Genomic DNA, 24,890 nt, shown 5'->3' with positions numbered 1-24,890 from the left:
GCAGAGCGCCGATCACTGGCGCTTTCTGCTTTTTTACAGAGACATGATGGAGTGGTGTAAAATGAGTAAATTTGCATTAATTACGGGAGCAAGCGGAGGAATCGGCCAAGCAATTAGCCTGAAGCTTGCTGAAGAAGGCTATTCGCTGTATCTTCATTACAATCAAAACCAGCGGGCGATCAATATGCTGATGGACCGATTGCAGCCATATGGCGGCGAATATATGCCAATACAGGCAGATTTATCGGTCAAAGCTAGTTATAAAAAGGTTGCTCAAAGCATCTTCTCACTAGATGCCATTGTACATAACAGCGGGTCTTCCCAGTATGGCCTGCTGACTGAGCTCACCGAAACTGAAACAGAAAATCTGATGAATTTGCATGTTACATCACCGCTCCTGCTTACAAAAGAACTGCTGCCAAAACTGCTTGCGAAAAAAAGTGGAAATATTGTGGTGGTTTCATCCATATGGGGACAAACCGGTGCAGCATGTGAAGTAGCCTATTCAGCGGCGAAGGGGGCTCAAATTGCTTTCGTTAAAGCTTTGAGCAAGGAAGTGGCACTGAATGGCGTCAGAGTCAATGCCGTTGCCCCAGGTGCCGTCCAGACTGCTATGCTCAATGACTTCACCGAAGAAGAACTTGAGGCAGTGAAAAGCGATATTCCCATGGGCAGGCTGGCCCTTCCGGAGGATGTCGCCAACTCAATTGCCTTCCTCTTATCAGCCAAAGCCTCCTACATCACTGGCCAGGTTCTCGCTGTCAATGGGGGATGGTATACGTAAAAAAGTACCAGGTACCTATACCACTTTGGCTAACTGGTATAGGTACCTGGTACTTTTGTTCAAAGAAGTGACACATTTTTTTGGCTGATGGTTACTTGTTCATGCATATTTTATTTGGCTCCTAAGCACAATATAATTGTACAACATTTAAAGGAGGCAATAATTATGTCTGTACTAGATAACTGGCAGCAGTGGAAAGACTTCCTTGGAGATCGTCTGCATCAGGGAGAGGCACAGGGAATGAACAAAAATACCGTTAATGATCTTGCTTACCAAATTGGCGATTATTTAGCCAAACAAGTGGAGCCGAAGAATGACCAGGAGAAAATCCTTGCTGATCTTTGGTCTGTTGCTACTCCTGAAGAGCAGCATGCCATTGCCAATATGATGGTAAAGCTTGTCCAAAACGACGGCACCCACTAAGAATTTAAATAGCACTGAACAAAAAGAGAGGGCAACCTCTCTTTTTCGTTTTTTACCCCATAAAAGATTTCCTTTCAACTATACGGGTTTTTTCTTTCATCTTGATAAAAAATCATATATTATAGAACCTAGATGAAAATTTAGGATAGGCTTCATAAAATTTTACATTATAGTTTTTTATTAAAGAGAATGATTGATATCTGGTCGTTAATTGAAGCTGTTGGCAAGAGATCCTTGAAGATGCATTCGCATTTCTTCGGGCGATGTTCATTTGAGGATGCCTATACAAATCCTGCGGGACAAGCAAGTCAAAGGAAGGGCCCTATAGGCCCGTCAGCAGCGAGGAGGCTACAGGACCTCCCGCGAAAATCAGCGAGCCTACTTATCAGTTTGATATGAATTAACAGGCAGAATTCTGATAGCCCTACATATAAAAAAGGCGCATAAGGCGCAATTATGCCGGAGGAGGTTTTTCTGGTGGAAGAAAAAACAGAATGGTATTTGGAATATGAAATTCAAAAGAATCGTCCCGGTTTGCTTGGTGATATTTCTTCCCTGCTGGGAATGCTTTCGATCAATATCGTAACCATAAATGGTGTAGACGAAGGGCGCAGGGGATTGCTTATCCTGGCGAAGGACCATGAACAAATTGAGCGGCTAAAGTCGATTCTCAATACAATGGATACAATTAAGGTGATCAAGCTTCGCGAACCAAAGCTGAGAGACCGTCTTGCTGTACGCCACGGAAGGTATATACAGAGAGATGCCGATGATAAAAAAACGTTCAGATTTGTCAGGGACGAGCTTGGCCTTTTGGTAGACTTCATGGCGGAATTATTTAAACAGGAAGGGCACAAACTAATTGGCATCAGGGGAATGCCAAGGGTTGGCAAAACAGAATCGATTGTTGCCTCAAGTGTTTGTGCGAACAAGCGCTGGCTATTTGTTTCATCCACTCTTTTGAAGCAAACGATCCGCAACCAGCTGATTGAGGATGAATATAATGAAAACAATTTGTTCATAATAGACGGAATTGTCTCAACCAGACGCGCCAACGAACGGCACTGGCAGCTTGTACGTGAAATTATGCGCCTTCCTGCAGTAAAGGTAGTAGAGCATCCGGATATATTCGTACAAAACACTGAATACTCCCTTAATGATTTCGATTATATAATTGAGCTCCGCCACGATCCTGATGAAGAGATTAAGTATGACATAGTGGAGAAAAACAACATGTTCTCTGAATCTGATTTTGGAGGCTTTGATTTTTAGTAAGTTGGAAGGTGTTGCAAATTGACAGAATTAGGTAATCGTTTAAAGGAAGCACGTCTGGCAAAAGACATGAGCCTGGATGACCTTCAAAAGGTCACTAAAATACAAAAACGCTATTTAATTGGAATCGAAGAGGGAGACTATAGCATGATGCCCGGCAAGTTTTATATCAGGGCATTTATCAAGCAATATGCCGAGGCAGTAGGGGTTGAACCTGAAGAGATTTTTGAGCAATATAAAAATGATATTCCAGCAACCGTGAACGATGATATACCCGAAAAGCTTTCACGTGTCCAATCAAGGAAAGACCTTTCAGGCAGGACCTCAAAGGTCTTTGATATCCTGCCAAAGATTCTTATTGGTGTCTTTATTATTGGCCTCATTGCAGTCCTTTATAATTTCCTTGGAGCCAAGGATCAAACTGAGGATGCTGAGAAGCCTGCGGACCTTACAGAGGGGCAAACGGTCATTGAAGAGTCTGAAGGTCTATCTGAAGGAAAAGATGCTGAGGAAGATGGCAAGGATGACTCAGCTGGCGGTCAGGATGAGTCTTCTGGTGAAAATGGAGCTGCTGATAAAAATGCAGAGGAAAAAAAAGCAGAAGAAGCGAAGCAGGAAATTGCAGTGGTGCAATCAAGCGGCAAAAATACGGTTTACGAATTGAAAAATGCGGAAAAGTTTGAATTAGAAGTCGTTTCTACCGGAGAGACCTGGGTAAATATCCAGAACGGCAAAGGATATTCCTTCTTCCAGGGAATGCTGACTACAGCCGGCAAAAAAAGCGAGAAAGTCGATTTTTCAAAAGAGACTGAAGCCTCCATTGTAGTGGGAAATTCTACACAAACAGAACTCTACGTAAACGGAGAAAAAATTGAGTATCAGGTGCCGCCTTCTCAATCAGTCCGGCAGGATATAACCATCCGGTATGCGCCGAAGACCGAATAGTCATCTTAATTAGATGACTATTTTCGCTTTTAATGTAAAAATTAACCTTAAAAGGCCTTATGAGAGGCTTATTTACACGGAGGTAAATCATGAATCTGCCAAATAAAATTACTGTTTCACGTATCATGCTGATACCGATTTTTTTACTAGTGATGCTTGTACCTTTTTCATGGGGAGAAGTAGTACTGCTTGGAGCTGAAATGCCTGTTACCCATCTTATCGGTGCGCTTATCTTTATTGTAGCTTCCGTTACCGACTGGGTTGACGGCTATTATGCCCGGAAATACAATCTTGTTACCAACTTGGGAAAATTCCTCGACCCGCTTGCAGATAAACTCCTTGTTTCTGCAGCCTTGATTGTACTGGTTGAACTAGGACTTGCTCCCTCATGGATTGTCATCATCATTATAAGCAGGGAATTTGCCGTGACAGGTTTAAGGCTTGTACTGGCGGGGGAAGGAGAAGTAGTTGCTGCAAACCAGCTGGGTAAAATTAAAACATGGGCTCAGATCGTGGCCATTTCTGCATTGCTTTTACATAATATAATCTTTGAAATGGTTTCGATTCCGTTTGATGATATTGCGCTTTGGGTAGCTATGTTCTTTACAATCTGGTCCGGATGGGACTATTTCGCAAAAAATAAACAGGCCTTTATTAATTCAAAATAAATAGCCTGAAGGGGGCTTTTGAATGAACGCAGAAATTATCGCTGTCGGGTCTGAGCTTTTGCTCGGGCAAATTGTAAATACAAATGCCCGCTTTCTTTCCCGGCAGCTTGCTGATTTGGGCATAAATGTTTTTTATCATACGGTAGTTGGAGATAATCCTGAGCGCCTTAAGTCAGTGATTAAAATCGCTGAGGAACGTTCAAATCTGGTCATTTTCACAGGCGGACTTGGTCCGACTAAGGATGATTTAACAAAGGAAACGATTGCCCGCCACCTTGGCAAAGAACTCGTTATGGACGAGCAGGCCCTTGAGTCCATACAGCTTTATTTTGAACGTACGAACCGGGAAATGACTGAAAACAATAAAAAACAGGCGCTTGTTCTTGAAGATGCCCAGGTTCTTCTAAATGAACATGGAATGGCACCGGGAATGATCTCAGATTCGGGCAAGCATGTGTATATGCTTCTGCCAGGGCCTCCAAAAGAAATGGAGCCTATGTTCCTGAAATATGCTTATCCTGCCCTTCAATCCAAGCTCGAAACGGATGATGTAATTATCTCTCGTGTACTGAGATTTTTTGGCATTGGAGAAGCGATGCTGGAAACAGAGATTGAGGATATCATTGATGCCCAAAGCAATCCTACCATTGCACCGCTCGCATCTGATGGGGAAGTTACGCTGAGGTTAACGGCAAAACACAGCCAGGCAGATACAGCCATGATGCTGATAGATGAGGCTGAAGCCAAAATCATGGAACGCGTCGGCGAATTTTTCTACGGTTATGATGACACTTCTTTAATGCATGAACTTTCCAAATTGATTAAAGAAAAGAAAATGACTATTTCGGCGGCGGAAAGTTTAACAGGGGGGATGTTCCAGCAGGAGTTTACCTCGATTCCGGGTGCCGGCGGCCTTCTGAAGGGCGGAGTTGTCTGCTATACAAACGAAGTGAAGGCAGAGGTTTTGAAAGTTCGCAAAGAAACCATTGAAAAGGATGGAGTTGTCAGCGCCCAATGCGCAGCAGAACTTGCTGAAAATGTTGCCAGCATGACAAATGCTGATATCGGCATCAGTTTTACTGGTGTAGCGGGACCGGATGAACTGGAAGGAAAACCTGTCGGGACCGTTTATGTTGGAATTTGGATAAAAGGCAAGCCTGTCCAGACGGAAAAGCTGAACTTTGGCGGTTCAAGAGCGGCTAACAGAGTCCGTACCGTAAAATATGGCTGCCATTTTCTTATAAAAGCTTTAAACGAAGATCAGAGTGCCTGAGAAGGCGTTCTGATTTTTTTATGAAAAGCTCGGTTTATTTTGGTCCGTTGCTGGTTGGAACGGAAGGTGTGACATCCTCGAAAATGCATTCGGATTTCTTCGTGCGTTGTTTATTCAATGTCCTGCGGGAGAAGCGAGTCAAAGGGAAGCCCAGCCAGGCCCATTCCGGCCGGAAGAGGTTTCCTGAGAGCCTGAAGCGGAAATTAGCAGGCGATTTAACAAAGCTAAAAAATAGACAGATTTCTTCAGAAAATGCTATATTCGGCTTTGCTTTGCATTCCAAAATTCTATTTTCTCTAAAAGATTTCGCTATTTTCAGAAGGGAAAGGCGCCTTAAAAAAATCGAATGGATGTTCGACTTTTTGCTCGACAAATGGTTTGAAAAGGTTTATAGTAGAGATAGGTTTTGAGATGAGACAAACGAATCTAAGGAAAAGATAGATTCGTCCATATAAAAGGAGGAACTATAAGTGAGTGATCGTCAAGCAGCCCTTGAAATGGCGTTAAAACAAATAGAAAAGCAATTTGGTAAAGGTTCTATTATGAAGCTCGGAGAACAAACTGATCGCAAGGTTTCTACTATTCCAAGCGGGTCTCTTGCACTTGATACAGCTCTTGGGGTAGGCGGCTATCCAAGAGGCCGTATTATTGAAATCTATGGACCTGAAAGTTCAGGTAAAACAACTGTAGCCCTTCATGCTATTGCAGAGGTTCAGGCTGGCGGCGGACAAGCAGCGTTCATCGATGCAGAGCATGCTTTGGACCCTGTTTATGCACAAAAGCTTGGTGTAAATATCGATGAGCTTCTTCTTTCCCAGCCGGATACAGGAGAGCAGGCCCTTGAAATTGCAGAAGCTCTTGTACGAAGCGGTGCTGTCGATATTCTTGTAATTGACTCTGTTGCAGCCCTTGTGCCTAAGGCTGAAATTGAAGGTGAAATGGGCGATTCCCATGTAGGTTTGCAGGCTCGTTTAATGTCCCAGGCGCTTCGCAAACTATCAGGTGCTATCAACAAGTCTAAAACAATTGCGATTTTCATTAACCAGATCCGTGAAAAAGTAGGAGTTATGTTCGGAAACCCTGAAACGACTCCTGGCGGACGTGCATTGAAATTCTATTCTACTATCCGCCTTGAAGTGCGCCGGGCTGAAGCATTAAAGCAAGGCAATGAAATGGTAGGAAATAAGACGAAGATTAAAGTTGTCAAAAACAAGGTGGCTCCTCCATTTCGTGTAGCTGAAGTGGATATTATGTATGGAGAAGGAATTTCCAAGGAGGGCGAGATCATTGACCTCGGTTCCGAACTGGATATTGTCCAAAAGAGCGGTTCTTGGTATTCGTTCAATGAAGAGCGTTTGGGCCAGGGTCGTGAAAATGCCAAGGTATTCCTGAAGGAAAATCCGGATATCCGCCTGACTATTCAGAAGCAAATCCGTGAGCATTATGGCCTTGATGAGGAAAAAGTGATCAGCGGCGACGAAGGACAAGAAGAGTTGGAGCTTATCGATTAATTACAGCAAACCAAAAGCTGACGTGCCTTGATCAGCCTGCCTGGCTTAAGTCGGATTTACGTAGGGAATTCTGAAGTGATTTGGCTTATGCCCCCTGGGCTAGGCGCTGAAGCTGGATGCTGAAAACTCTTCCGCAAAGTTATCTACATCGTTATATTAGATAATTATAAGAAGTATGAAAGCAAAGCCAACCGAAGGACGGCTTTGCTTTTTTTATCAATTTGTTAGGGCTCCTTGCTGCTTTTGCACTCTGCTGATTGGAGCGGTAAGCACGGGATACCAGCGGGAGGAGCGAGTCAAGGGGAGACCCCGCAGGCCGCGATTTGCACCGAGGAGGTTCCAGGTCTGCCGGCGCTTCGCTGAGCATCTTGTGCGGAAATCAGCACGCAAGTTCATCAGCGCATTTTTTATAAACACGATTCCTGCAAAGATGAAGAGTTCAAACCAGTCAAAATATTAAGAAAAGCCCTTGGGACAACCCCTTGACAATAAAATTCCACAGCTTTACAATTAAACATGTATATTTTACATTTTATATGTAAGGAATTATTTTTTTGAGTTAGGCTTATGTCTGGCTCCAGGCTCCATCGGCTTAAGCTCATAAGCTAATCGCTCTTGAACGCCATGCGTTCATGGGAGTGGCAAATTTATGCTTGCCGCCGATAGGGAAGCCCAGTGTTTTTTTAAGATTGAAACGTTTAAAAGCCTTAGTGCTGTATATTGAATTGGACAATGTACATGCCGACACTTTAAAAAACGTAACACAAACAAGTTCATAGCAAGAGGAGGTGAAATGATGGATCTTTTAACAGCAATCATCTCCATTTTGCTTGGCCTAATCGTCGGTGCTTTTGTTGGCTATTTTGTTCGCAAATCCATTGCTGAAGCTAAAATCGCAGGAGCTAAAGATGCTGCTGAGCAGATTTTAGAAGACGCAAAGCGGGAGGCAGAGGCTACTAAGAAAGAAGCTCTGCTTGAAGCGAAGGATGAAATTCACAAGCTTCGCACAGATGCGGAAAGTGAAATTCGTGATCGAAGAAATGAACTGCAAAAACAAGAAAATCGTTTAATGCAAAAAGAAGAGAACCTTGATCGCAAAGATGAAACGTTAGATAAACGTGAAGCACTTTTAGAAAAGAGGGACGATTCTCTTAGCAAAAGACAACAGCATATTGAAGAGATGGAAAGCAAAGTGGACGAGATGGTTAAAGAACAACAAGCTGAGCTGGAACGCATCTCTGGCTTAACTCGTGAAGAGGCAAAGTCCATCATTTTAGAGCGCACGGAGCAGGAAGTGGCTCACGATGTCGCCATTATGGTAAAAGAGAGCGAGATTAGAGCGAAAGAGGACGCAGATAAGAAAGCGAAAGAAATCTTGTCACTGGCTATCCAAAGATGTGCAGCTGACCATGTTGCAGAAACAACAGTTTCAGTTGTCAACCTGCCAAATGATGAGATGAAAGGACGCATTATTGGCCGTGAGGGCCGTAATATCCGAACTCTTGAAACTCTGACTGGTATTGATCTCATTATCGATGATACACCGGAAGCAGTTATTTTATCCGGTTTTGATCCGATTCGACGTGAGACAGCACGCTTAGCTTTAGACAAACTGGTTCAGGACGGACGCATCCATCCGGCACGCATTGAGGAAATGGTTGATAAAGCCCGCCGTGAAGTGGATGAACACATCCGTGAAATTGGTGAACAAACAACATTCGAGGTTGGCGTTCACGGACTCCATCCAGATTTGATCAAAATCCTTGGCCGTTTGAAATTCCGTACAAGCTATGGCCAGAATGTTTTAAAGCATTCAATGGAAGTGGCTCAGCTTTCAGGTTTACTGGCTGCGGAATTGGGACAAGACGAAACATTGGCTCGCCGTGCAGGCTTGCTTCATGATATCGGTAAAGCGATTGACCATGAAGTGGAAGGAAGCCATGTTGAAATCGGTGTGGAACTTGCTACCAAGTATAAAGAGCATCCTGTTGTGATCAACAGTATCGCTTCCCACCATGGCGACACAGAGCCAACATCGATCATAGCCGTACTTGTCGCTGCAGCTGATGCATTATCAGCAGCAAGACCAGGAGCAAGAAGAGAAACACTTGAAAACTATATTCGCCGTCTTGAAAAGCTTGAAGAGATTTCCGAATCCTACGAGGGCGTTGAAAAATCATTTGCCATCCAAGCTGGACGCGAAATTCGAATTATGGTTAAGCCTGAACAAATTGATGACCTTGAAGCACATCGTTTGGCCAGGGATATCCGTAAAAAGATTGAAGAAGAGCTTGATTATCCAGGTCATATCAAAGTCACGGTTATCCGTGAAACAAGGGCCGTTGAATATGCCAAATAAAGCGATGCACATGCATCGCTTTATTTCTTTTTATGGGACTGTGGTGCATAATGCAGGAGTAATCTGTGTTACACTTATAAGAAGCGAATAAAAAAGCATGCAGAAGACAGGCTTTTCATACATACATTTTTATAATCAGAGAGGGAATTGATATGAATATTTTGTTTGTCGGAGATGTAGTAGGCTCCCAGGGACGCGATATGATAGGTGAATATGTCCCTAAACTTAAAGAGAAATACCGTCCGCAAATCACCATTATTAACGGGGAAAACGCGGCAGGCGGAAAAGGGATCACCGAAAAAATTTATCGTGGCTTTTTGGAGGCAGGTGCACAAGCTGTCACTCTCGGAAATCACACTTGGGATAACAGGGAGATATTCGAATTTATTGACCGCGCCAAGTATATGGTGCGACCAGCCAATTTTCCTTCTAATAATCCGGGTAAGGGCATGGTATTCTTAAAATATAATGCAGAAGAAGTGGCAGTCATCAGTTTGCAGGGCAGAACCTTTATGAATACAAGTGATTGCCCATTCCAGAAAGCAGATGAATTAATTAAAGAAGCCCGGGAAAGAACTCCATATATATTTGTTGATTTCCATGCGGAAGCAACCAGCGAAAAGCAGGCAATGGGCTGGTACCTGGACGGAAAAGTGTCTGCCGTGATTGGAACGCACACTCATGTACAGACAGCAGATAACCGCATTTTGCCTGGCGGGACAGCCTTTATGTCTGATGTAGGCATGACAGGGCCTTATGATGGCATTCTGGGTGTTGAAAAAGAGGCTGTGATCAAAAGATTTCTAACTGGACTGCCGGTCCGCTTTGAGGTTCCGAAGGAAGGCAGGACACAACTAAGCGCTGCCATCATTGAACTGAATCCAAAAACAGGGCTGGCCAAGAAGATTGACCGGATTTTAATTAATGATGATCATCCCTTTTATTCATAGACTTTGTTAAGATACAGCATATATTCTTAAAAAATGATTGCATCCGGAAATCCTCCGGATGCATTTTTATTTTGGTGATGCGAATGTGGAAGGCAGAGAAAAAAAGGTTGAGAGATCCCCTAGAAGGGAGAAATACTTAAAAACAGCTAAAAAAGTATTTTTAATTGTCTTCTAATAATGATGCTATATCAGCTGCCAGATTAACGGGCAATAAGGTTATCTGGCATGTTCCAGCAGGAAATAACTCATTTTATTTAAAATTGAACAACGGCACTTAATTCCGAAAAATCGCAGCTGACATCCTGTCCCGATATAAATAAATTAAGCCGGAATATTTGCTTTTTTTGTCCAAGCCGGAATATGTGTTTTCAATATTGAATATAGTAGCAATGGAATGATATATATACCTGATGCTAAATTCCATCAAAGCAGTCGTGTGTAAGCCCGGAAATAAAGATGAAAGGGTAAGCCCTTACTGTAAGGCTTTAAGCCTGAGAGAAGGGCAGCCAGCGCTTTGAGCAGGGCATGCAGGAGGGGTAAAACGAGGAGGAGCTAGGAATGGAAATATTAAAAGTTTCAGCAAAATCTAATCCTAATTCTGTAGCTGGTGCGCTTGCTGGGGTTCTTCGCGAAAGAGGAAATGCAGAAATCCAGGCAATTGGTGCGGGTGCATTGAACCAGGCTGTTAAGGCAGTAGCGATCGCAAGAGGATTCGTAGCGCCTAGCGGAGTGGATTTAATTTGTATCCCGGCATTCACGGATATTCTGATTGACGGTGAAGAGCGGACAGCAATCAAATTGATTGTGGAACCACGGTAGCCAAAGGGCTGCAGAATTAGGAGTCATCCATTGTCATATGCATAAGATCACATTTTATAAATTCAGGCAAATACAATAAAACCTGTTTGCAGCATAGGCAAACAGGTTCTTTTTTTAATAAGATAAGCCTATCGAGAAAAAAGGAGAGGAGAACAGCGAATGAAAATTTTTGATGCGCATTGCGATGTCCTTTATAAAATGTTTATGGATCGGGAGATAGATTTTAAGGATTCAGGCAAGCTGCAGGTAAATCTTGAAGGGCTGCAGGGTTCACAGCTAAAGGTCCAATGCTTTGCCATATATGTACCGGAGTCTGTCCATCCTGAAATGAAATTCAATGCTGCTTTGTATATGGTCGATCTATTTTATGAAAAAGTACTTAAAGCTTATCCGCAGGTAAAGCTTATTTCCAGCCGCCGGGATATCGACCGGCTGAAGAGTGATGAGATAGGAGCTGTGCTTACATTGGAGGGCTGTGACGCAATCGGGTGTGACCTTCTTAAATTAAAAACTCTACTCAGGCTTGGTGTATCATCTGTGGGCTTGACTTGGAACTACGGAAATTGTGCAGCGGACGGCGTCCTGGAAGAAAGGGGAGCCGGATTGTCGTCTTTTGGTAAGCAAGTGGTTTCTGTATTAAATGCTGCTGAAGCATGGTGTGACGTATCCCATCTATCAGAGCGAGGGTTCTGGGATGTGATGGAGTGGGGTGACCATCCATTTGCCTCCCATTCGAATTGCTATTCGCTTTGTCCGCACCCCCGAAATTTATCTAATGAGCAAATAGAAGCGCTGATCGAAAGAGATAGTGTTATGGGGATCACATTTGTAACCGAATTTCTTTCGGGCAAACAGACTGCAACCATTACAGATATATTAAGGCACCTTGAACATGTATGTTCACTTGGGGGAGAGGATCATGTCGGCTTCGGTTCTGATTTTGATGGTACAGATGGGAGAGTGTTAGGCATAGAGAATGCAAGAAAATACGATTACCTGATGAACGAACTCACAAAATACTATACTGATATACAGGCTGAAAAGTTTTTATTTCGGAATTTTTATAACCGGTTTCCAAGGTGATAATGTTACAAAACCAGTATCACAAGGGTTTGCCGGTGCAAGTTCACCCTGAAAAAAATCAATCTATTTATCATTTTTCAAAAAATAAAAAAATATTCATCTTTTAGCCAATAAATATTCAGAAAGGGTTGCTTTTTTAGACACATAGGTCTAGAATTGAAAGCGTTTAGTACCCATTCATCTTCCAAAAAATAGCCATAACATAAGGGCTAAACCATCAGGAGGACTGGACAAGTACTACACTTATATTAATGAAACGTTTTTACATAATTTCTTAACGTAACTAAAGGGGTGTAAGACATGATCAATCAACTTTCATGGAAAGTTGGAGGACAGCAAGGGGAAGGTATTGAGAGTACCGGAGAAATTTTTTCCATTGCATTAAATCGTTTAGGCTACTACCTGTACGGTTACCGCCACTTTTCATCACGCATTAAGGGCGGGCACACGAATAATAAGATTCGCGTAAGCACGTCACAAATTCGCTCAATTTCGGACGATTTAGATATTCTGGTAGCTTTTGACCAGGAAACAATTGATTTAAACTACAAAGAACTTCATGATAAAGGGATCATGATTGCAGATGCAAAGTTTGATCCTAAACAGCCAGAAGATACGAAAGCAGCATTGTATGCGGTTCCATTTACAGAGATTGCTACTGAACTAGGAACATCACTAATGAAAAACATGGTTGCCGTTGGAGCAACATGTGCAGTTCTAAACTTAGATATTAAAGTATTTGAAGAAGTTGTTCAAGAGATTTTTGGACGCAAAGGACAGCAGGTTGTAGACAAAAATATGGAAGCAATCCAGGCTGGCTTTGACTTCATGAAAGAAAAGCTTAGCGATGATGTAGAATTAATGGAGCTTGAAAAAGCGGATGGCATGAAGCGTCTATTCATGATTGGTAATGATGCGATCGCTCTTGGTGCGCTTGCAGGCGGTTGCCGCTTCATGGCAGCTTACCCAATTACACCAGCATCCGAAATCATGGAATATTTGATTATGAAGCTTCCGGCGCTTGGCGGATCTGTTATCCAGACAGAAGACGAAATCGCTGCAGCCACTATGGCAATCGGTGCCAACTATGCGGGAGTTCGTGCTATTACAGCATCTGCTGGACCTGGTCTTTCTCTTAAAATGGAAGCAATCGGTCTTTCTGGTATAACAGAAACTCCGCTTGTTATTGTTGATACCCAGCGTGGAGGCCCTTCAACAGGACTTCCTACTAAACAGGAACAGTCAGACTTAATGGCAATGATTTATGGTACTCACGGTGAGATTCCAAAAATCGTTCTTGCGCCAAGTACTGTGCAGGAAGCATTCTATGATACTGCTGAAGCATTCAACCTTGCTGAAGAATATCAGTGCCCTGTTATTGTTCTTTCTGACCTGCAGCTTTCTCTAGGGAAGCAAACAGTTGAGCCGCTTGATTTCAGCAAAGTGGAAATCCGCCGTGGAAAGCTTGCAACAGAAGAGCTTCCTGAAATTGAAAACAAAGGCTACTTCAAGCGCTTTGAGGTTACAGAAGATGGAGTTTCTCCTCGTGTAATCCCTGGCATGAAGAACGGTATCCACCATGTTACCGGTGTTGAGCACGATGAGACTGGAAAACCTTCAGAATCAGCTGCTAACCGTAACGCGCAAATGGATAAGCGTTTCCGTAAGGTTGAAAACATCAAATTCAATACACCAGTTCACAAGAATGCTCCTCATGAAGAAGCAGACTTGTTAATCGTAGGTTTCAACTCTACTCGCGGTGCTATTGAAGAAGCGATGGGCCGCCTTGAAAATGATGGCGTTAAAGTTAACCATGCTCAAGTTCGCTTAATTCATCCTTTCCCTGCAGATGAATTACTGCCGCTTGTAAAATCTGCTAAGAAAATTGCTGTAGTCGAAAACAATGCTACAGGACAATTAGCAAATATCATGAAGATGAACGTCGGACATGCTGAGAAAGTTCACAAGCTATTAAAGTACGACGGAAATCCATTCTTGCCACATGAAATTCACACAAAATGCAAGGAGTTGTTCTAAATGGCCACATTTAAAGATTTTAGAAATAATGTAAAACCAAACTGGTGCCCAGGCTGTGGGGACTTCTCCGTGCAGGCTGCGATTCAGCGTGCGGCAGCGAATGTTGGTTTAGAGCCTGAAAACTTAGCGGTTGTTTCAGGTATCGGTTGTTCCGGACGTATTTCCGGCTATATCAATTCATACGGTTTCCACGGCATCCATGGACGTTCATTGCCAATCGCCCAGGGTGTTAAAATGGCTAACCGCGATCTGACTGTTATTGCTTCCGGCGGTGACGGTGATGGATTCGCAATCGGTATGGGCCATACGATTCATGCGATCCGCCGTAACGTAAATATTACTTATATCGTTATGGATAACCAAATCTATGGTTTAACAAAAGGTCAAACTTCACCGCGTTCTGCGGCTGGCTTCAAAACGAAATCAACACCTCAAGGTTCCATTGAACAGGCTATTTCTCCAATGGAAATGGCACTAACAGCAGGTGCGACTTTCGTTGCGCAAAGCTTCTCTACAGACTTGAAGGATTTGACTGCATTAATTGAAGCAGGAATCCAGCATGATGGATTCTCTTTAATCAACGTATTCAGCCCATGTGTTACTTATAACAAAGTAAACACTTATGACTGGTTCAAAGAGAACCTTACTAAATTAAGCGATATTGAAGGCTATGACAATTCCAACCGCGAATTGGCGATGCAGACGCTTATGAAGCACGACGGCCTAGTAACAGGCTTAATCTATCAGAATACTGAGCGCAAATCTTACCAGGAAATGCTTTCAGGATACTCTGAAACTCCTTTATCAAAAGCTGACCTTAACCTTGACCAGGCTCACTTTGATAAACTTGCAGCAGAATTTATGTAAAAATGAGATGAAGTCCGGGGAAACCCGGGCTTCTTTTTTGTCTCTTTTTCTATGGCTGTTTTCGTAAAGTTTGTTGCTTGAGGCGGCTAAGTGACAATTGTCACGGCAAAACCAGAAGAAAAAGTCTATTATTATTATTTGTGCAGGATTAAAAGTGCCCCTGGATGTACATAGATGTAGTAGCTGCCTGAATAGAGGCAGGATACGGTTTTCTATTGTTTTAACCCAGCTAAACCCTTATACTATAATAATGTGCATATGTATAAATTCCATTGTCGCACATTTTATTATTATGGCTAAAAATGGAGTTAAAATGATAGATGCTTACTCAAAGAAAGAGAAAGGGGATAAATGATGAACGAAAAACAACGCTTAGAAGGCCAGCAAGTGCAAACAGCAAATCCTTCGGACAAAAAATCCGAGAAGGATTACAGCAAATACTTTGAAACAGTTTATACTCCTCCTTCCTTAAAGGAAGCGAAAAAACGCGGGAAAGAAGAAGTTAAATACCATAAAGATTTTAACATTCCGGAAGAATTTCTTGGAATGGGCAAAGGCCGCAAGTTTTATATCCGCACGTATGGCTGCCAAATGAATGAACATGATACAGAAGTTATGGCTGGGATTTTCCTTGGCCTTGGCTATGAACCAACAGATACAGTGGAAGATGCCAATGTCATCTTGCTTAACACTTGTGCAATCCGTGAAAATGCCGAGAATAAAGTATTCGGCGAGCTTGGTCATCTCAAGCATTTGAAAAAAGAAAATCCGGATGTGCTGATAGGTGTTTGTGGATGTATGTCCCAGGAAGAATCAGTTGTGAACAAAATTCTTAAAACTTATAATCAGGTTGACATGATTTTCGGAACGCACAATATCCACCGCCTGCCGAACATTCTTCAAGAAGCCTATATGTCCAAAGAGATGGTTATTGAAGTATGGTCAAAAGAGGGAGATGTTATTGAGAACCTTCCGAAAGTACGCCGCGGCAATATTAAAGCATGGGTAAACATTATGTACGGCTGCGATAAATTCTGTACCTACTGCATCGTGCCTTATACTCGCGGTAAAGAAAGAAGTCGCCGTCCTGAAGATATTATCCAGGAAGTGCGCCAATTGGCCGCGCAGGGCTACCAGGAAATTACCCTTCTTGGCCAAAACGTAAACGCATACGGCAAAGATTTTGAGGATATGAAATACGGTCTTGGCGATTTAATGGATGAAATCCGCAAAATCGATATTCCGCGCATCCGCTTTACAACAAGCCACCCTCGTGACTTTGATGATTATCTGATTGAAGTGCTTGCAAAAGGCGGCAATCTTGTCGAGCACATTCATTTACCTGTACAGTCAGGTTCAACAGATGTCTTGAAAATCATGGCACGTAAATATACAAGAGAACAATATTTAGAGCTTGTTCGTAAAATTAAAGCAGCTATACCTGGTGCTACTTTTACCACTGATATCATTGTCGGGTATCCAAATGAAACAGAAGAGCAGTTTGAAGAAACACTATCCCTGTATCGTGAGGTAGGCTTCGAGTCTGCTTATACGTTCATTTACTCACCGCGTGAGGGCACCCCAGCTGCCAAAATGGTGGATAATGTGCCGATGGAAGTGAAAAAAGAGCGTCTGCAGCGCTTGAATGCTCTTGTTAATGAGCTTTCTGCTGAAGCGATGAAAAAATATCAGGGCGAGGTTGTCGAAGTTCTTGTTGAAGGGGAAAGCAAAAACAATCCGGAAATCCTTGCCGGCTACACTAGAAAGAACAAATTGGTTAACTTTAAAGGACCAAAAACAGCCATTGGCAAACTTGTTCAAGTAAAAGTAACAGATGCAAAAACATGGTCCCTAAACGGAGAAATGGTTGAAGAACTAGACGCGGTTGAGGTGAAGTAATATGGCAAAGTATACAAAAGATGAGATCGTAGAACGTGCACAAGACTTGGCACGCATGATCGCTGAAACTGAAGAAGTAGAATTTTTCAAGCGTGCAGAAGCACAGATTAATGGAAATGAAAAGGTTAGTGCAACCATTACTACAATCAAAGGCTTGCAAAAGCAGGCAGTAAATCTTCAGCATTATGGTAAAGCAGAGGCTTTAAAGAAAACTGAAGATAAAATTGCTGCTCTTGAAAAAGAACTTGATGAAATTCCAGTAGTCCAGGAGTTCAAGCAGTCCCAAGTTGATGTAAATGAATTGCTGCAAATTGTTGCAAATGCTATTTCCAACACTGTAACAGACGAAGTCATTACTTCTACAGGCGGAAATCTGTTAAGCGGGGAAACAGGATCAAAAATTAAAAACAGCAGCTGCTCCCACTAATAGAAAAAAACGAAACACCCTGCACCTATGAGATGCAGGGTGTTTTTTTACGTTCTATATTAAGGGAGGAAAAATCAAGTTGGCCATGGGTTGTGGGCCATTTACTGGTTTCGCAATAAATCTACTGCTTTTAAAAACTCTTTGCGGTATTCCTGCTGCTCTATTATGGCAGCATTCAATGTTGATAGAAGAGATTGATTTAGCATTTTTGTTCCTGTATCGTCGGATTCTTTGTCCAAAAAGTTCAGGAGAAAGGTGTATACGAGAAGTAATGTCGAGTAGTTATCGACATATGTGAGGTTAATAGCCCGTCCTCCCGTACCGCCTGCAGCGTGGTTGTTGATTGACGGTATTCCAGCTTCGGCAGCCATTTCAATGAGCTCCTCTGGAATACCCAGCTGCTTGAGTACTTCCGGATTTAAGTCCAGTTTTTTGGTGGTGTTATTTAGCATGGTACTCCCTCCCTTCTTTTTGGACAATTTTTTAGTCTCTGCATAGATAAATGTAATCTCTTTTTATAACAGCAGCATAGCGATGTTACGCTTTGTTGCTTTGCTGCTGAGTAGTGCCATTAACAGCAATAGCTGTAGAGTCGCCGCCATTTGCAATGTTATACTGTGCTGATAGAATTGGAATGTTGATCAAAGCAGCATTGATGGCAAATCCGCCAACAGAGATTGGCAGCTGGCCGTTAAAGCTTGTTTGCGGAAGGTTAGCTTGCGCAGCAAACGTAAAAGCTTCAGCTTCGTCACCGCTGTCTGTACCATTTACATTATCGCCAAATGGCAATACGCTGTTATTTTCCTGGTCATCATAGCATCTTCCTGATAGCATGGATATTCACCTCCTCCAAATAGTTGAAGTGGCATAGTTTGTCGTCAAATCTTGCCTAAGAATCCTTTTTCGTTAGATTAGAGAGGTCCATATCTAAAAGTGTTCTTCCATTAACAGATAATTTAACCTGTTTATAATCCTCTGATGTTTCTACAACAGGCAGCAGATTTTTTAGTGAAGGAATCATATTGCCGATCCCGGAGGAATTTTTCGAGCAGAGCCCTTCCAAGTTTTTCAATGGTTTCATTGCGTCTTTAATACTTTCTCTTAGTTCATCCGATTGGATTTTATCCAGCCCTTTGGAGTAAAAACCGCCCAATGAGTCTGTTAATTTGGCAATCATTTTTTCAGCATATTCCTTTGCTTCTTCTCCTGTCAGCTCTTTACCATTGATTGAAACCTTATAACTGGAGTTCTCCTTGTCTGCCATTCCTGTTCACCTCCTTCTCGTTAGTTTATTATATTGATGCATGAGCCAAGCTGTATCCGCGTTTGCAGTAGGACAAACGTGCATTTTTTATATGTATACCTAATAGGGATAACAGCTGCCCCTCAACAAATGGGCATTTGCCCCATTTGTTGAGGGGCAGCCGGAATCCAGTATTGGAGCATTCAATTCCCCTTAATCAAAATGCTGAAACCGGAACATTCGCCCGGCCCCGGCATACTATAAATCATGCCAATACTTTTGCCTAACATTCATCAAAAATTATCGCACACTAGTCTAATATCCCGCATAGGATGAATTGAAAATGAATGAGGAGGGTTCGCTCGCAATGGGAGACTACAGAGAGATTATAACGAAGGCAGTCGTTGCGAAAGGACGTAAATTTACACAGTCCAATCACACGATTTGCCCATCACACCATCCGTCAAGCATACTTGGCTGCTGGATCATAAACCATACGTACGAGGCGAAAAAGGTTGGAAAAACAGTAGAAATCTGCGGCCGTTATGACATTAACGTTTGGTACTCTTTCAACAATAATACAAAAACTGAAGTTGTTACCGAACGTGTTGAGTATACAGATGTCATTAAGTTAAAATACCGTGATCCGGACTGTTTGGATGACCAGGATGTCATCGCTCGCGTACTGCAGCAGCCGAATTGCTGTGAAGCTGTCATTTCCCCGAACGGAAACAAAATTATCGTCACTGTTGAAAGAGAGTTCATGGTCGAAGTGATCGGCGAAACAAAGGTTTGTGTAGCCGTTCATCCAGACAAATGTGACTGCGATGATGACGACGTTTGGGGCCTTGATGTAGATGATGAAGAATTCGAGGATTTAAATCCAGATTTCTTAGTTGGAACTGAAGAAGAGTAAATGTAAACTAGGAGGTTTTGCTTCCTAGTTTTTCTTTTTGTTTGACTGGCTCTTTTAAATTTGTATGCAGATTACCGCTGTAGGCACTCAGCGATTAGGGCCGTATGCTGCCCGGCATTCGATTCCTGCAGGGTTTCCCTTGGGTAAGCTTTCCTCCAAAACTTGAACAAGCATGCTCCAGTAAACACCGCACTAAGGAAGTGCGAATCCATTTTTCGAAGATCTAGTCCCTTCAGTTCAATCAACAGTACAAAATTAAAATTTGCTTTAGCAAAGAAACTTGTATTAAAGCCGGGAATTAATCAAGCGAATTGACTACCTGTTCTTCCGCCTTTAGTCTGAATTCATGTGCTGGTTATTTCATTAAAATGGAGACATAAATCCATGAAGGGAAGATGGAAAGATGAAGATATATCAGCTGAATTTAAAATGCCATGATTTAGATAGTATGAAAGTTTTTTATACAAAAGTCTTGGAGATGGAGTTAGTGGCAGAAACCGAACATTATTTTACTATAATGTCTGGCACAACGAAAATCCTGTTTGAAAAAGATGAAACAACTCCTTTTTATCATGTGTGTTTCCAGACAAATACTGATTACTTTGATCATATGTATCAAAAATTGGGACAGGAAAGCGTGCTTATTTCAAATGGCAAAGGCGAATATAGCATGTTTTGGAAAGGAAAACAGGCTTATTTTGTGGATCCGGATGGAAATATCATTGAAATGCTGGAACGGCCGCTTGAAGGAGAAGAAAAGGAAGGGCACGGCTGGCATGATGTGGGTGAAATAGGCTTGCCTGTCCTTAATATTGCAGATATGAAGCAGGAATTAAATAAGATTTTGCTAAATGAACAAATCGATTCCAGTGAGACGTTTGCTTTTTATGGGGACACCCAGGGAGTTCTTGTCCTCGTTAAGGAAGGCCGCCATTGGTATCCCACTGACAGGCCGGCTATTATTTCTCCTATAAAAATTTTTGCTGCAGGTGATAGAAATGCAACTTTAAAGCACAAAGAATATCCATATGAAATCATCGTTAGAAAGGAATGGACAGGAAGTATGCCAGCGGTTCAATTTCGCATGGCCCGCCCGACAAATCAGCTGGAAAAGCTCATTGACTTTTATGAAAAGGGTTTAAGGCTGGAGAGAGTCGGAGAATTTAGGCATCATGAAGGGTATGATGGAATCATGCTGGGCCTGCCAGACAGTCAATATCATATCGAATTCACACAATCGGAAGAAACAATGGAGCTTCCTCTTCCTACCAAAGAACATCTTTTAGTCTTTTATATTGCCAACCGGTTTGAACGGGATGAGATGGTTAACAGACTTGCCGGCATGGGCTATGGAGAGGTAGAACCCGAAAACCCATACTGGGGCAGGGGCGGAGTAACGATTGAGGATCCGGATGGCTGGCGGATTGTTTTGATGAATACGGCGGGGATATAGAGCCATCATTTTTTGAAGGTTTTTCTTCTTAACTTGGTTGAGTTAAAGCTCCTTTTCATTTTAGCTTCCTGTTGATTGGCGCGATAGGCTCGAGATTCCAGTTGGAGGAGTGGGACCGCCCGCCCCGCGGAAAGCGAGCATCCTGTAGCGGTAATCAACCACTCTTCACTACCTGATTAAAAAGCAACAAAGTTTGCGAAAACAGCTATCACTTAAAAAAATAAACTATCTCTTTCCTAAATATGTTAAAATAGGGCAGTGGAAAAATGAATTTGGAAAGGTTGAGAGTTATGTTTAAAAGAGTTGCCTCCGATGTATTAGGGCTTAGCGATGTGGGGAGTGTAATCCAGCCGGCAGATTATGATAAAGTCGATGCGGATGATTATGTGCTTCATGAAGATAATGAAAAGATTTACTTCCTAATTAAATCAAAATCGGATGAATATTGCTTTACAAACAAAGCCCTTATCCATTTGGATGGAACAAGTGCAGTCAGCAAAAAGCGAACGCTTAAGCGCTACAGCTACAGAGAATATAGTATTTCCAACGTAATGCTCGAAACAGCAGGAACGGTCGATTTGGACATTGAAATCAAATTTGTGATTGGGTCCCAGGCATTTTCCATCGACGTACATAAAAAGCATATAGAAGAATTGAAAGATTTATATAAAGCTCTAATTCGCATCTCCGAGATTTGCCGTGAAAATGAAGTTTCAATGGAGTATGCTGAAAAAAGTTTAACCTTGGCTTCCAGCACATTGGGCCGATCAACTTCAAATCAGGATTCAAACGTAGTGGACAATTTCCGTGTATTAAACGAAACTGCCTTCAACTGGCTGATGAATAGCCGTAAGAAATACAATGTAAAAGACTTCGGCTATGTTTTTGAAAAATATATTAATAACTAAGAATGATAGACAGCTCTCTGATCGGAGAGCTGTTTTTTTGCTCTTTACTCATAGATTGTTGTTTTTGCTTATGAATTCAGCCCGTTGATTTCCGCTACAGGCACTTGTTTTCCGCGGGGAGGAACGGGAGCCTCCTCGGCTTCGCCTGCGGGGTCTCCCGTTCCCTCTCCTCCCGCAGGACATTGAATAGGCTTCCTCGAATTACCACCGCACGAAGAAAATGCGAATGCATTTTCGAGGATCAAGTACCCTCCGCTCCAATCAACTCACCATATTAAACTAAGTTATTGAAAAGCAAGAAACTTTATTTTGCCCCAAATTTTGCACTTCTGAGTCCTATAACAATCTATGATATAATGAAAAAGACGTTCTCAGAGTGTATCTTTGAAAACTGGGATAGAAAATGAATAGATTATTTGACGTTGGAGGAAATTATGGCAGCAGCATACACGCCTATGATACAGCAATATTTACGAGTAAAGGCAGAATATCAGGATGCCTTTTTATTTTTTCGCCTTGGTGATTTTTATGAAATGTTCTTTGATGATGCACTTAAGGCATCGCAGGAACTGGAAATTACATTAACAAGCCGGGAGGGGGGTACGGAGGAGCGAATTCCGATGTGCGGAGTTCCGTATCATTCAGCACCTGCCTATATCGAACAACTGATTGAAAAAGGCTATAAAGTCGCCATCTGTGAGCAGACAGAGGATCCTAAACAGGCAAAAGGCGTTGTGAGGAGGGAAGTTGTCCAGCTCATTACGCCTGGGACGATGATGGAAGGCAAAGGCCTTCAGGAAAAAGAGAACAATTATATTGCCTCTATCTCTGCTTTTGAGGATGATACGTTTGGATTTGCCACAAATGATTTATCTACAGGTGAAACGAAGGTAACGTTGCTAAGCGGAGGGTTTGAGGAAGTTTTAAATGAGCTGTCTTTGTCAGGGGCAAAGGAAGTCGTAATTTCTTCTGATTTTAACGGAGAATGGCAGCGGAAAATGAAAGAGCGTTCGGTCATGGCGATTTCATTTGAGGACGATTGCGAGATTCGCGATTCCTATGAAAACCTGCTTTCAGATTTAAACCAGGACAAGCTTAGGCTTACATCGTCCAGACTTATAAACTATCTGTATCGGACTCAAAAAAGAAGCCTCGATCATCTTCAAAAAGTAGCTACCTATCAAATCAGCCAATATATGAAGATCGACTATTTTTCGAAAAAGAACCTGGAGTTAACGGAAACGATTCGCAGCAAAGGGAAGAAAGGCTCACTGCTATGGCTTTTGGATGAAACAAAGACGGCTATGGGCGGAAGGCTTTTGAAGCAGTGGATTGACCGGCCGCTTATTAACGAAATAGAAATTAAGCGCCGCCATTCCATTGTGGAAACATTAATCGGTTCTTACTTTGAACGCGAAGAAATCCGGGAAAAGCTGAAGGAAGTCTATGATCTTGAGCGCCTTGCCGGGAGGGTGGCATTCGGAAATGTGAATGCACGCGATTTGGTGCAGCTTAAACGGTCACTTCAGCAGATTCCGATTTTAAAAGATATGGTCAGGGGGCTGCCAAATGATGAGGCAGTAAAACTGGCTGAACGGCTGGATGCCTGTGAAGAGGTGGCCGATACGCTCGAATGTGCAATCATGGAGAATCCGCCTCTTTCACTTAAAGACGGCAATATCATTCAGGATGGCTACCATGAAGAATTGGATCAATATCGGGATGCCAGCCGGAATGGGAAAACCTGGATCGCCCAGCTAGAGAAGCAGGAGCGGGAGAAAACAGGCATTAAGTCGCTAAAGATCGGTTTTAACCGTGTGTTCGGCTATTATATAGAAGTAACGCGCTCCAATTTGCACCTTTTACAGGAAGGCCAATACGAACGCAAGCAGACGCTGACAAATGCGGAAAGATTTATTACGCCTGAATTGAAGGAAAAAGAAGCGCTAATCCTCCAGGCACAGGAAAAGTGTGTCGAACTGGAGTATGAGCTTTTTACCAATGTCCGTGAATATGTAAAAGAATATATTCCTAGATTGCAAAAGCTGGCTAAAACGGTTAGTGAATTGGATGTTCTGCAATGCTTTGCGGCAGTTAGCGAGCAAAGGCATTACACAAAACCAGCTTTTTCAGACGAAAGGCGGGTTTATATTAAAGACGGCCGTCATCCAGTGGTGGAGAAGGTCATGAACGCACAGGAATATGTGCCCAATGACTGTAATATGGATGCAGAAAGGGAAATGCTGCTGATTACAGGACCTAATATGTCCGGTAAAAGTACGTACATGCGCCAAATTACGCTGACAGCTATTTTAGCTCAAATTGGCTGCTATGTGCCTGCTTCCGAAGCAGTTCTGCCAATCTTTGACCAGGTATTTACCAGAATCGGTGCTGCTGATGACCTAATTTCTGGCCAAAGTACCTTCATGGTCGAGATGCTTGAAGCAAGGAACGCGATTGTAAATGCTACTCAAAATAGCTTGATTCTATTCGATGAAATCGGCCGTGGAACGTCAACCTATGACGGCATGGCATTGGCGCAGGCAATTATTGAATATATTCATGACCGGATTGGTGCAAAAACGTTATTTTCCACTCACTATCATGAGCTGACTGTACTTGAAGAACAGCTGGGAAAAGTGAAAAATATCCATGTCAGTGCTGTTGAGCAGAACGGCCGGGTTGTGTTCCTTCATAAAATTAAGGAAGGAGCAGCGGATAAGAGTTACGGTATTCATGTTGCTCAGCTTGCCGAGCTGCCGAAAGAGCTAATTGTGAGAGCAAATGAAATCCTGACCGGGCTTGAGTCCAAGGATGTGGAGGCAAATAGAACTTCGCAACAGGAAATTAGTAAGGCACCTGCCGCTGAAAAAGTACAAGAGTCTGATGCCCAATTATCATTCTTTGAAGAACTGGAAGGTGTGAAAAAGTCGCCGGTCAGCTCCAGGGAAAAGAGATCATCGATAAAGTAAAAGGTCTCGATATTCTTGATATGACGCCAATGCAGGCGTTAAATACATTATATGAGCTGCACAAAAAACTAAAGAACTAGC

The 24,890-nt window shown here is 42.6% G+C and carries 23 protein-coding genes and 1 pseudogene; 21 read left to right on the top strand and 3 right to left on the bottom strand.

The features are described from left to right. Positions 1-61: 61 nt before the first annotated feature. From ymfI to AC3ZVC_RS20645, 15 genes are all read left to right on the top strand, one after another. Positions 62-784 carry an elongation factor P 5-aminopentanone reductase gene (ymfI, locus tag AC3ZVC_RS20715; RefSeq protein WP_490065038.1) on the top strand — a complete coding sequence of 241 codons (723 nt, stop codon included), beginning with the start codon at positions 62-64 and terminating at the stop codon, positions 782-784. A 165-nt stretch (positions 785-949) separates the two neighbouring features. Next, positions 950-1,207, top strand: a complete 258-nt coding sequence (locus AC3ZVC_RS20710) for a DUF3243 domain-containing protein (RefSeq protein ID WP_214728483.1) — start codon at positions 950-952, stop codon at positions 1,205-1,207. 477 nt (positions 1,208-1,684) lie between these two features. Beyond that, a complete protein-coding gene (locus tag AC3ZVC_RS20705; protein ID WP_214988551.1) occupies positions 1,685-2,479 on the top strand; it encodes a YmfK family protein in 795 nt (264 codons plus the stop codon). Positions 2,480-2,500: 21 nt separating this feature from the next. After that, positions 2,501-3,424 carry a helix-turn-helix domain-containing protein gene (locus AC3ZVC_RS20700; RefSeq protein ID WP_490065037.1) on the top strand — a complete coding sequence of 308 codons (924 nt, stop codon included), beginning with the start codon at positions 2,501-2,503 and terminating at the stop codon, positions 3,422-3,424. A gap of 89 nt (positions 3,425-3,513) precedes the next feature. Further along, entirely contained in the window at positions 3,514-4,092 is a 579-nt protein-coding gene (gene pgsA / locus AC3ZVC_RS20695; protein WP_214728481.1) for a CDP-diacylglycerol--glycerol-3-phosphate 3-phosphatidyltransferase, read from the top strand. Between the two features lie 22 nt (positions 4,093-4,114). Beyond that, positions 4,115-5,365, top strand: a complete 1,251-nt coding sequence (locus AC3ZVC_RS20690) for a competence/damage-inducible protein A (RefSeq protein WP_490065036.1) — start codon at positions 4,115-4,117, stop codon at positions 5,363-5,365. A 470-nt stretch (positions 5,366-5,835) separates the two neighbouring features. Further along, positions 5,836-6,876: a recombinase RecA gene (recA, locus tag AC3ZVC_RS20685; protein ID WP_490065035.1), complete on the top strand. Its 1,041-nt coding sequence runs from the start codon at positions 5,836-5,838 to the stop codon at positions 6,874-6,876. Between the two features lie 793 nt (positions 6,877-7,669). After that, entirely contained in the window at positions 7,670-9,235 is a 1,566-nt protein-coding gene (gene rny / locus AC3ZVC_RS20680; RefSeq protein ID WP_394137118.1) for a ribonuclease Y, read from the top strand. Between the two features lie 152 nt (positions 9,236-9,387). Then, positions 9,388-10,185 (top strand): TIGR00282 family metallophosphoesterase, encoded by a 798-nt coding sequence (locus tag AC3ZVC_RS20675; protein WP_490065034.1) that lies wholly within the window; start codon positions 9,388-9,390, stop codon positions 10,183-10,185. 558 nt (positions 10,186-10,743) lie between these two features. Further along, entirely contained in the window at positions 10,744-11,004 is a 261-nt protein-coding gene (spoVS, locus tag AC3ZVC_RS20670) for a stage V sporulation protein SpoVS (RefSeq protein ID WP_009330666.1), read from the top strand. 159 nt (positions 11,005-11,163) lie between these two features. After that, entirely contained in the window at positions 11,164-12,087 is a 924-nt protein-coding gene (locus AC3ZVC_RS20665; RefSeq protein WP_490065033.1) for a dipeptidase, read from the top strand. A gap of 300 nt (positions 12,088-12,387) precedes the next feature. Continuing rightward, a complete protein-coding gene (locus tag AC3ZVC_RS20660) occupies positions 12,388-14,124 on the top strand; it encodes a 2-oxoacid:acceptor oxidoreductase subunit alpha (RefSeq protein WP_214729099.1) in 1,737 nt (578 codons plus the stop codon). Next, on the top strand, positions 14,125-14,991 hold the full coding sequence (locus tag AC3ZVC_RS20655) for a 2-oxoacid:ferredoxin oxidoreductase subunit beta (RefSeq protein WP_214729097.1): 867 nt from the start codon (positions 14,125-14,127) through the stop codon (positions 14,989-14,991). It begins immediately after the preceding gene. A 351-nt stretch (positions 14,992-15,342) separates the two neighbouring features. Beyond that, positions 15,343-16,890, top strand: coding sequence for a tRNA (N6-isopentenyl adenosine(37)-C2)-methylthiotransferase MiaB (gene miaB / locus AC3ZVC_RS20650; RefSeq protein ID WP_490065032.1), 1,548 nt, complete (start codon positions 15,343-15,345; stop codon positions 16,888-16,890). 1 nt (position 16,891) lies between these two features. Continuing rightward, a complete protein-coding gene (locus tag AC3ZVC_RS20645) occupies positions 16,892-17,317 on the top strand; it encodes a YlbF/YmcA family competence regulator (protein ID WP_490065031.1) in 426 nt (141 codons plus the stop codon). Positions 17,318-17,418: 101 nt separating this feature from the next. Here AC3ZVC_RS20645 and AC3ZVC_RS20640 read toward each other — a convergent pair whose 3' ends face one another. The 3 genes from AC3ZVC_RS20640 to AC3ZVC_RS20630 all read right to left on the bottom strand — a co-directional run bounded on the left by AC3ZVC_RS20640 (position 17,419) and on the right by AC3ZVC_RS20630 (position 18,581). After that, positions 17,419-17,769 carry a hypothetical protein gene (locus AC3ZVC_RS20640; RefSeq protein WP_490065030.1) on the bottom strand — a complete coding sequence of 117 codons (351 nt, stop codon included), beginning with the start codon at positions 17,767-17,769 and terminating at the stop codon, positions 17,419-17,421. 85 nt (positions 17,770-17,854) lie between these two features. Continuing rightward, positions 17,855-18,151 carry a hypothetical protein gene (locus AC3ZVC_RS20635; protein WP_490065029.1) on the bottom strand — a complete coding sequence of 99 codons (297 nt, stop codon included), beginning with the start codon at positions 18,149-18,151 and terminating at the stop codon, positions 17,855-17,857. Between the two features lie 55 nt (positions 18,152-18,206). After that, positions 18,207-18,581, bottom strand: coding sequence for a hypothetical protein (locus AC3ZVC_RS20630; RefSeq protein ID WP_490065028.1), 375 nt, complete (start codon positions 18,579-18,581; stop codon positions 18,207-18,209). Positions 18,582-18,927: 346 nt separating this feature from the next. On the opposite strand from AC3ZVC_RS20630, the gene AC3ZVC_RS20625 reads away from it, so the two are divergent. From AC3ZVC_RS20625 to AC3ZVC_RS20600, 6 genes and pseudogenes are all read left to right on the top strand, one after another. Next, positions 18,928-19,476, top strand: a complete 549-nt coding sequence (locus tag AC3ZVC_RS20625) for an outer spore coat protein CotE (protein ID WP_214729114.1) — start codon at positions 18,928-18,930, stop codon at positions 19,474-19,476. 403 nt (positions 19,477-19,879) lie between these two features. After that, positions 19,880-20,194, top strand: a pseudogene (locus tag AC3ZVC_RS20620) (VOC family protein); the annotation flags it as partial. A gap of 345 nt (positions 20,195-20,539) precedes the next feature. After that, positions 20,540-20,929: a VOC family protein gene (locus AC3ZVC_RS20615; RefSeq protein ID WP_490068977.1), complete on the top strand. Its 390-nt coding sequence runs from the start codon at positions 20,540-20,542 to the stop codon at positions 20,927-20,929. A 290-nt stretch (positions 20,930-21,219) separates the two neighbouring features. After that, positions 21,220-21,837, top strand: a complete 618-nt coding sequence (locus AC3ZVC_RS20610) for a PH domain-containing protein (RefSeq protein WP_490065027.1) — start codon at positions 21,220-21,222, stop codon at positions 21,835-21,837. A 434-nt stretch (positions 21,838-22,271) separates the two neighbouring features. Further along, positions 22,272-24,809, top strand: a complete 2,538-nt coding sequence (gene mutS / locus AC3ZVC_RS20605; protein ID WP_490065026.1) for a DNA mismatch repair protein MutS — start codon at positions 22,272-22,274, stop codon at positions 24,807-24,809. Between the two features lie 20 nt (positions 24,810-24,829). Further along, entirely contained in the window at positions 24,830-24,889 is a 60-nt protein-coding gene (locus tag AC3ZVC_RS20600) for a hypothetical protein (RefSeq protein WP_490068976.1), read from the top strand. The last annotated feature ends 1 nt before the right edge of the window (position 24,890 follow it).

This window comes from Cytobacillus sp. C11.1 (assembly GCF_058145115.1).
This window is presented reverse-complemented; position numbering and strand designations above follow the sequence as displayed.

Coding starts and splice junctions, on each gene's coding strand:
- ymfI (WP_490065038.1), top strand. CDS start 62: ATGAGTAAATTTGCATTAATTACGGGAGCAAGCGGAGGAATCGGCCAA.
- AC3ZVC_RS20710 (WP_214728483.1), top strand. CDS start 950: ATGTCTGTACTAGATAACTGGCAGCAGTGGAAAGACTTCCTTGGAGAT.
- pgsA (WP_214728481.1), top strand. CDS start 3,514: ATGAATCTGCCAAATAAAATTACTGTTTCACGTATCATGCTGATACCG.
- AC3ZVC_RS20690 (WP_490065036.1), top strand. CDS start 4,115: ATGAACGCAGAAATTATCGCTGTCGGGTCTGAGCTTTTGCTCGGGCAA.
- rny (WP_394137118.1), top strand. CDS start 7,670: ATGATGGATCTTTTAACAGCAATCATCTCCATTTTGCTTGGCCTAATC.
- AC3ZVC_RS20675 (WP_490065034.1), top strand. CDS start 9,388: ATGAATATTTTGTTTGTCGGAGATGTAGTAGGCTCCCAGGGACGCGAT.
- spoVS (WP_009330666.1), top strand. CDS start 10,744: ATGGAAATATTAAAAGTTTCAGCAAAATCTAATCCTAATTCTGTAGCT.
- AC3ZVC_RS20665 (WP_490065033.1), top strand. CDS start 11,164: ATGAAAATTTTTGATGCGCATTGCGATGTCCTTTATAAAATGTTTATG.
- AC3ZVC_RS20660 (WP_214729099.1), top strand. CDS start 12,388: ATGATCAATCAACTTTCATGGAAAGTTGGAGGACAGCAAGGGGAAGGT.
- AC3ZVC_RS20655 (WP_214729097.1), top strand. CDS start 14,125: ATGGCCACATTTAAAGATTTTAGAAATAATGTAAAACCAAACTGGTGC.
- miaB (WP_490065032.1), top strand. CDS start 15,343: ATGATGAACGAAAAACAACGCTTAGAAGGCCAGCAAGTGCAAACAGCA.
- AC3ZVC_RS20645 (WP_490065031.1), top strand. CDS start 16,892: ATGGCAAAGTATACAAAAGATGAGATCGTAGAACGTGCACAAGACTTG.
- AC3ZVC_RS20640 (WP_490065030.1), bottom strand. CDS start 17,769: ATGCTAAATAACACCACCAAAAAACTGGACTTAAATCCGGAAGTACTC.
- AC3ZVC_RS20635 (WP_490065029.1), bottom strand. CDS start 18,151: ATGCTATCAGGAAGATGCTATGATGACCAGGAAAATAACAGCGTATTG.
- AC3ZVC_RS20630 (WP_490065028.1), bottom strand. CDS start 18,581: ATGGCAGACAAGGAGAACTCCAGTTATAAGGTTTCAATCAATGGTAAA.
- AC3ZVC_RS20625 (WP_214729114.1), top strand. CDS start 18,928: ATGGGAGACTACAGAGAGATTATAACGAAGGCAGTCGTTGCGAAAGGA.
- AC3ZVC_RS20615 (WP_490068977.1), top strand. CDS start 20,540: ATGCCAGCGGTTCAATTTCGCATGGCCCGCCCGACAAATCAGCTGGAA.
- AC3ZVC_RS20610 (WP_490065027.1), top strand. CDS start 21,220: ATGTTTAAAAGAGTTGCCTCCGATGTATTAGGGCTTAGCGATGTGGGG.
- mutS (WP_490065026.1), top strand. CDS start 22,272: ATGGCAGCAGCATACACGCCTATGATACAGCAATATTTACGAGTAAAG.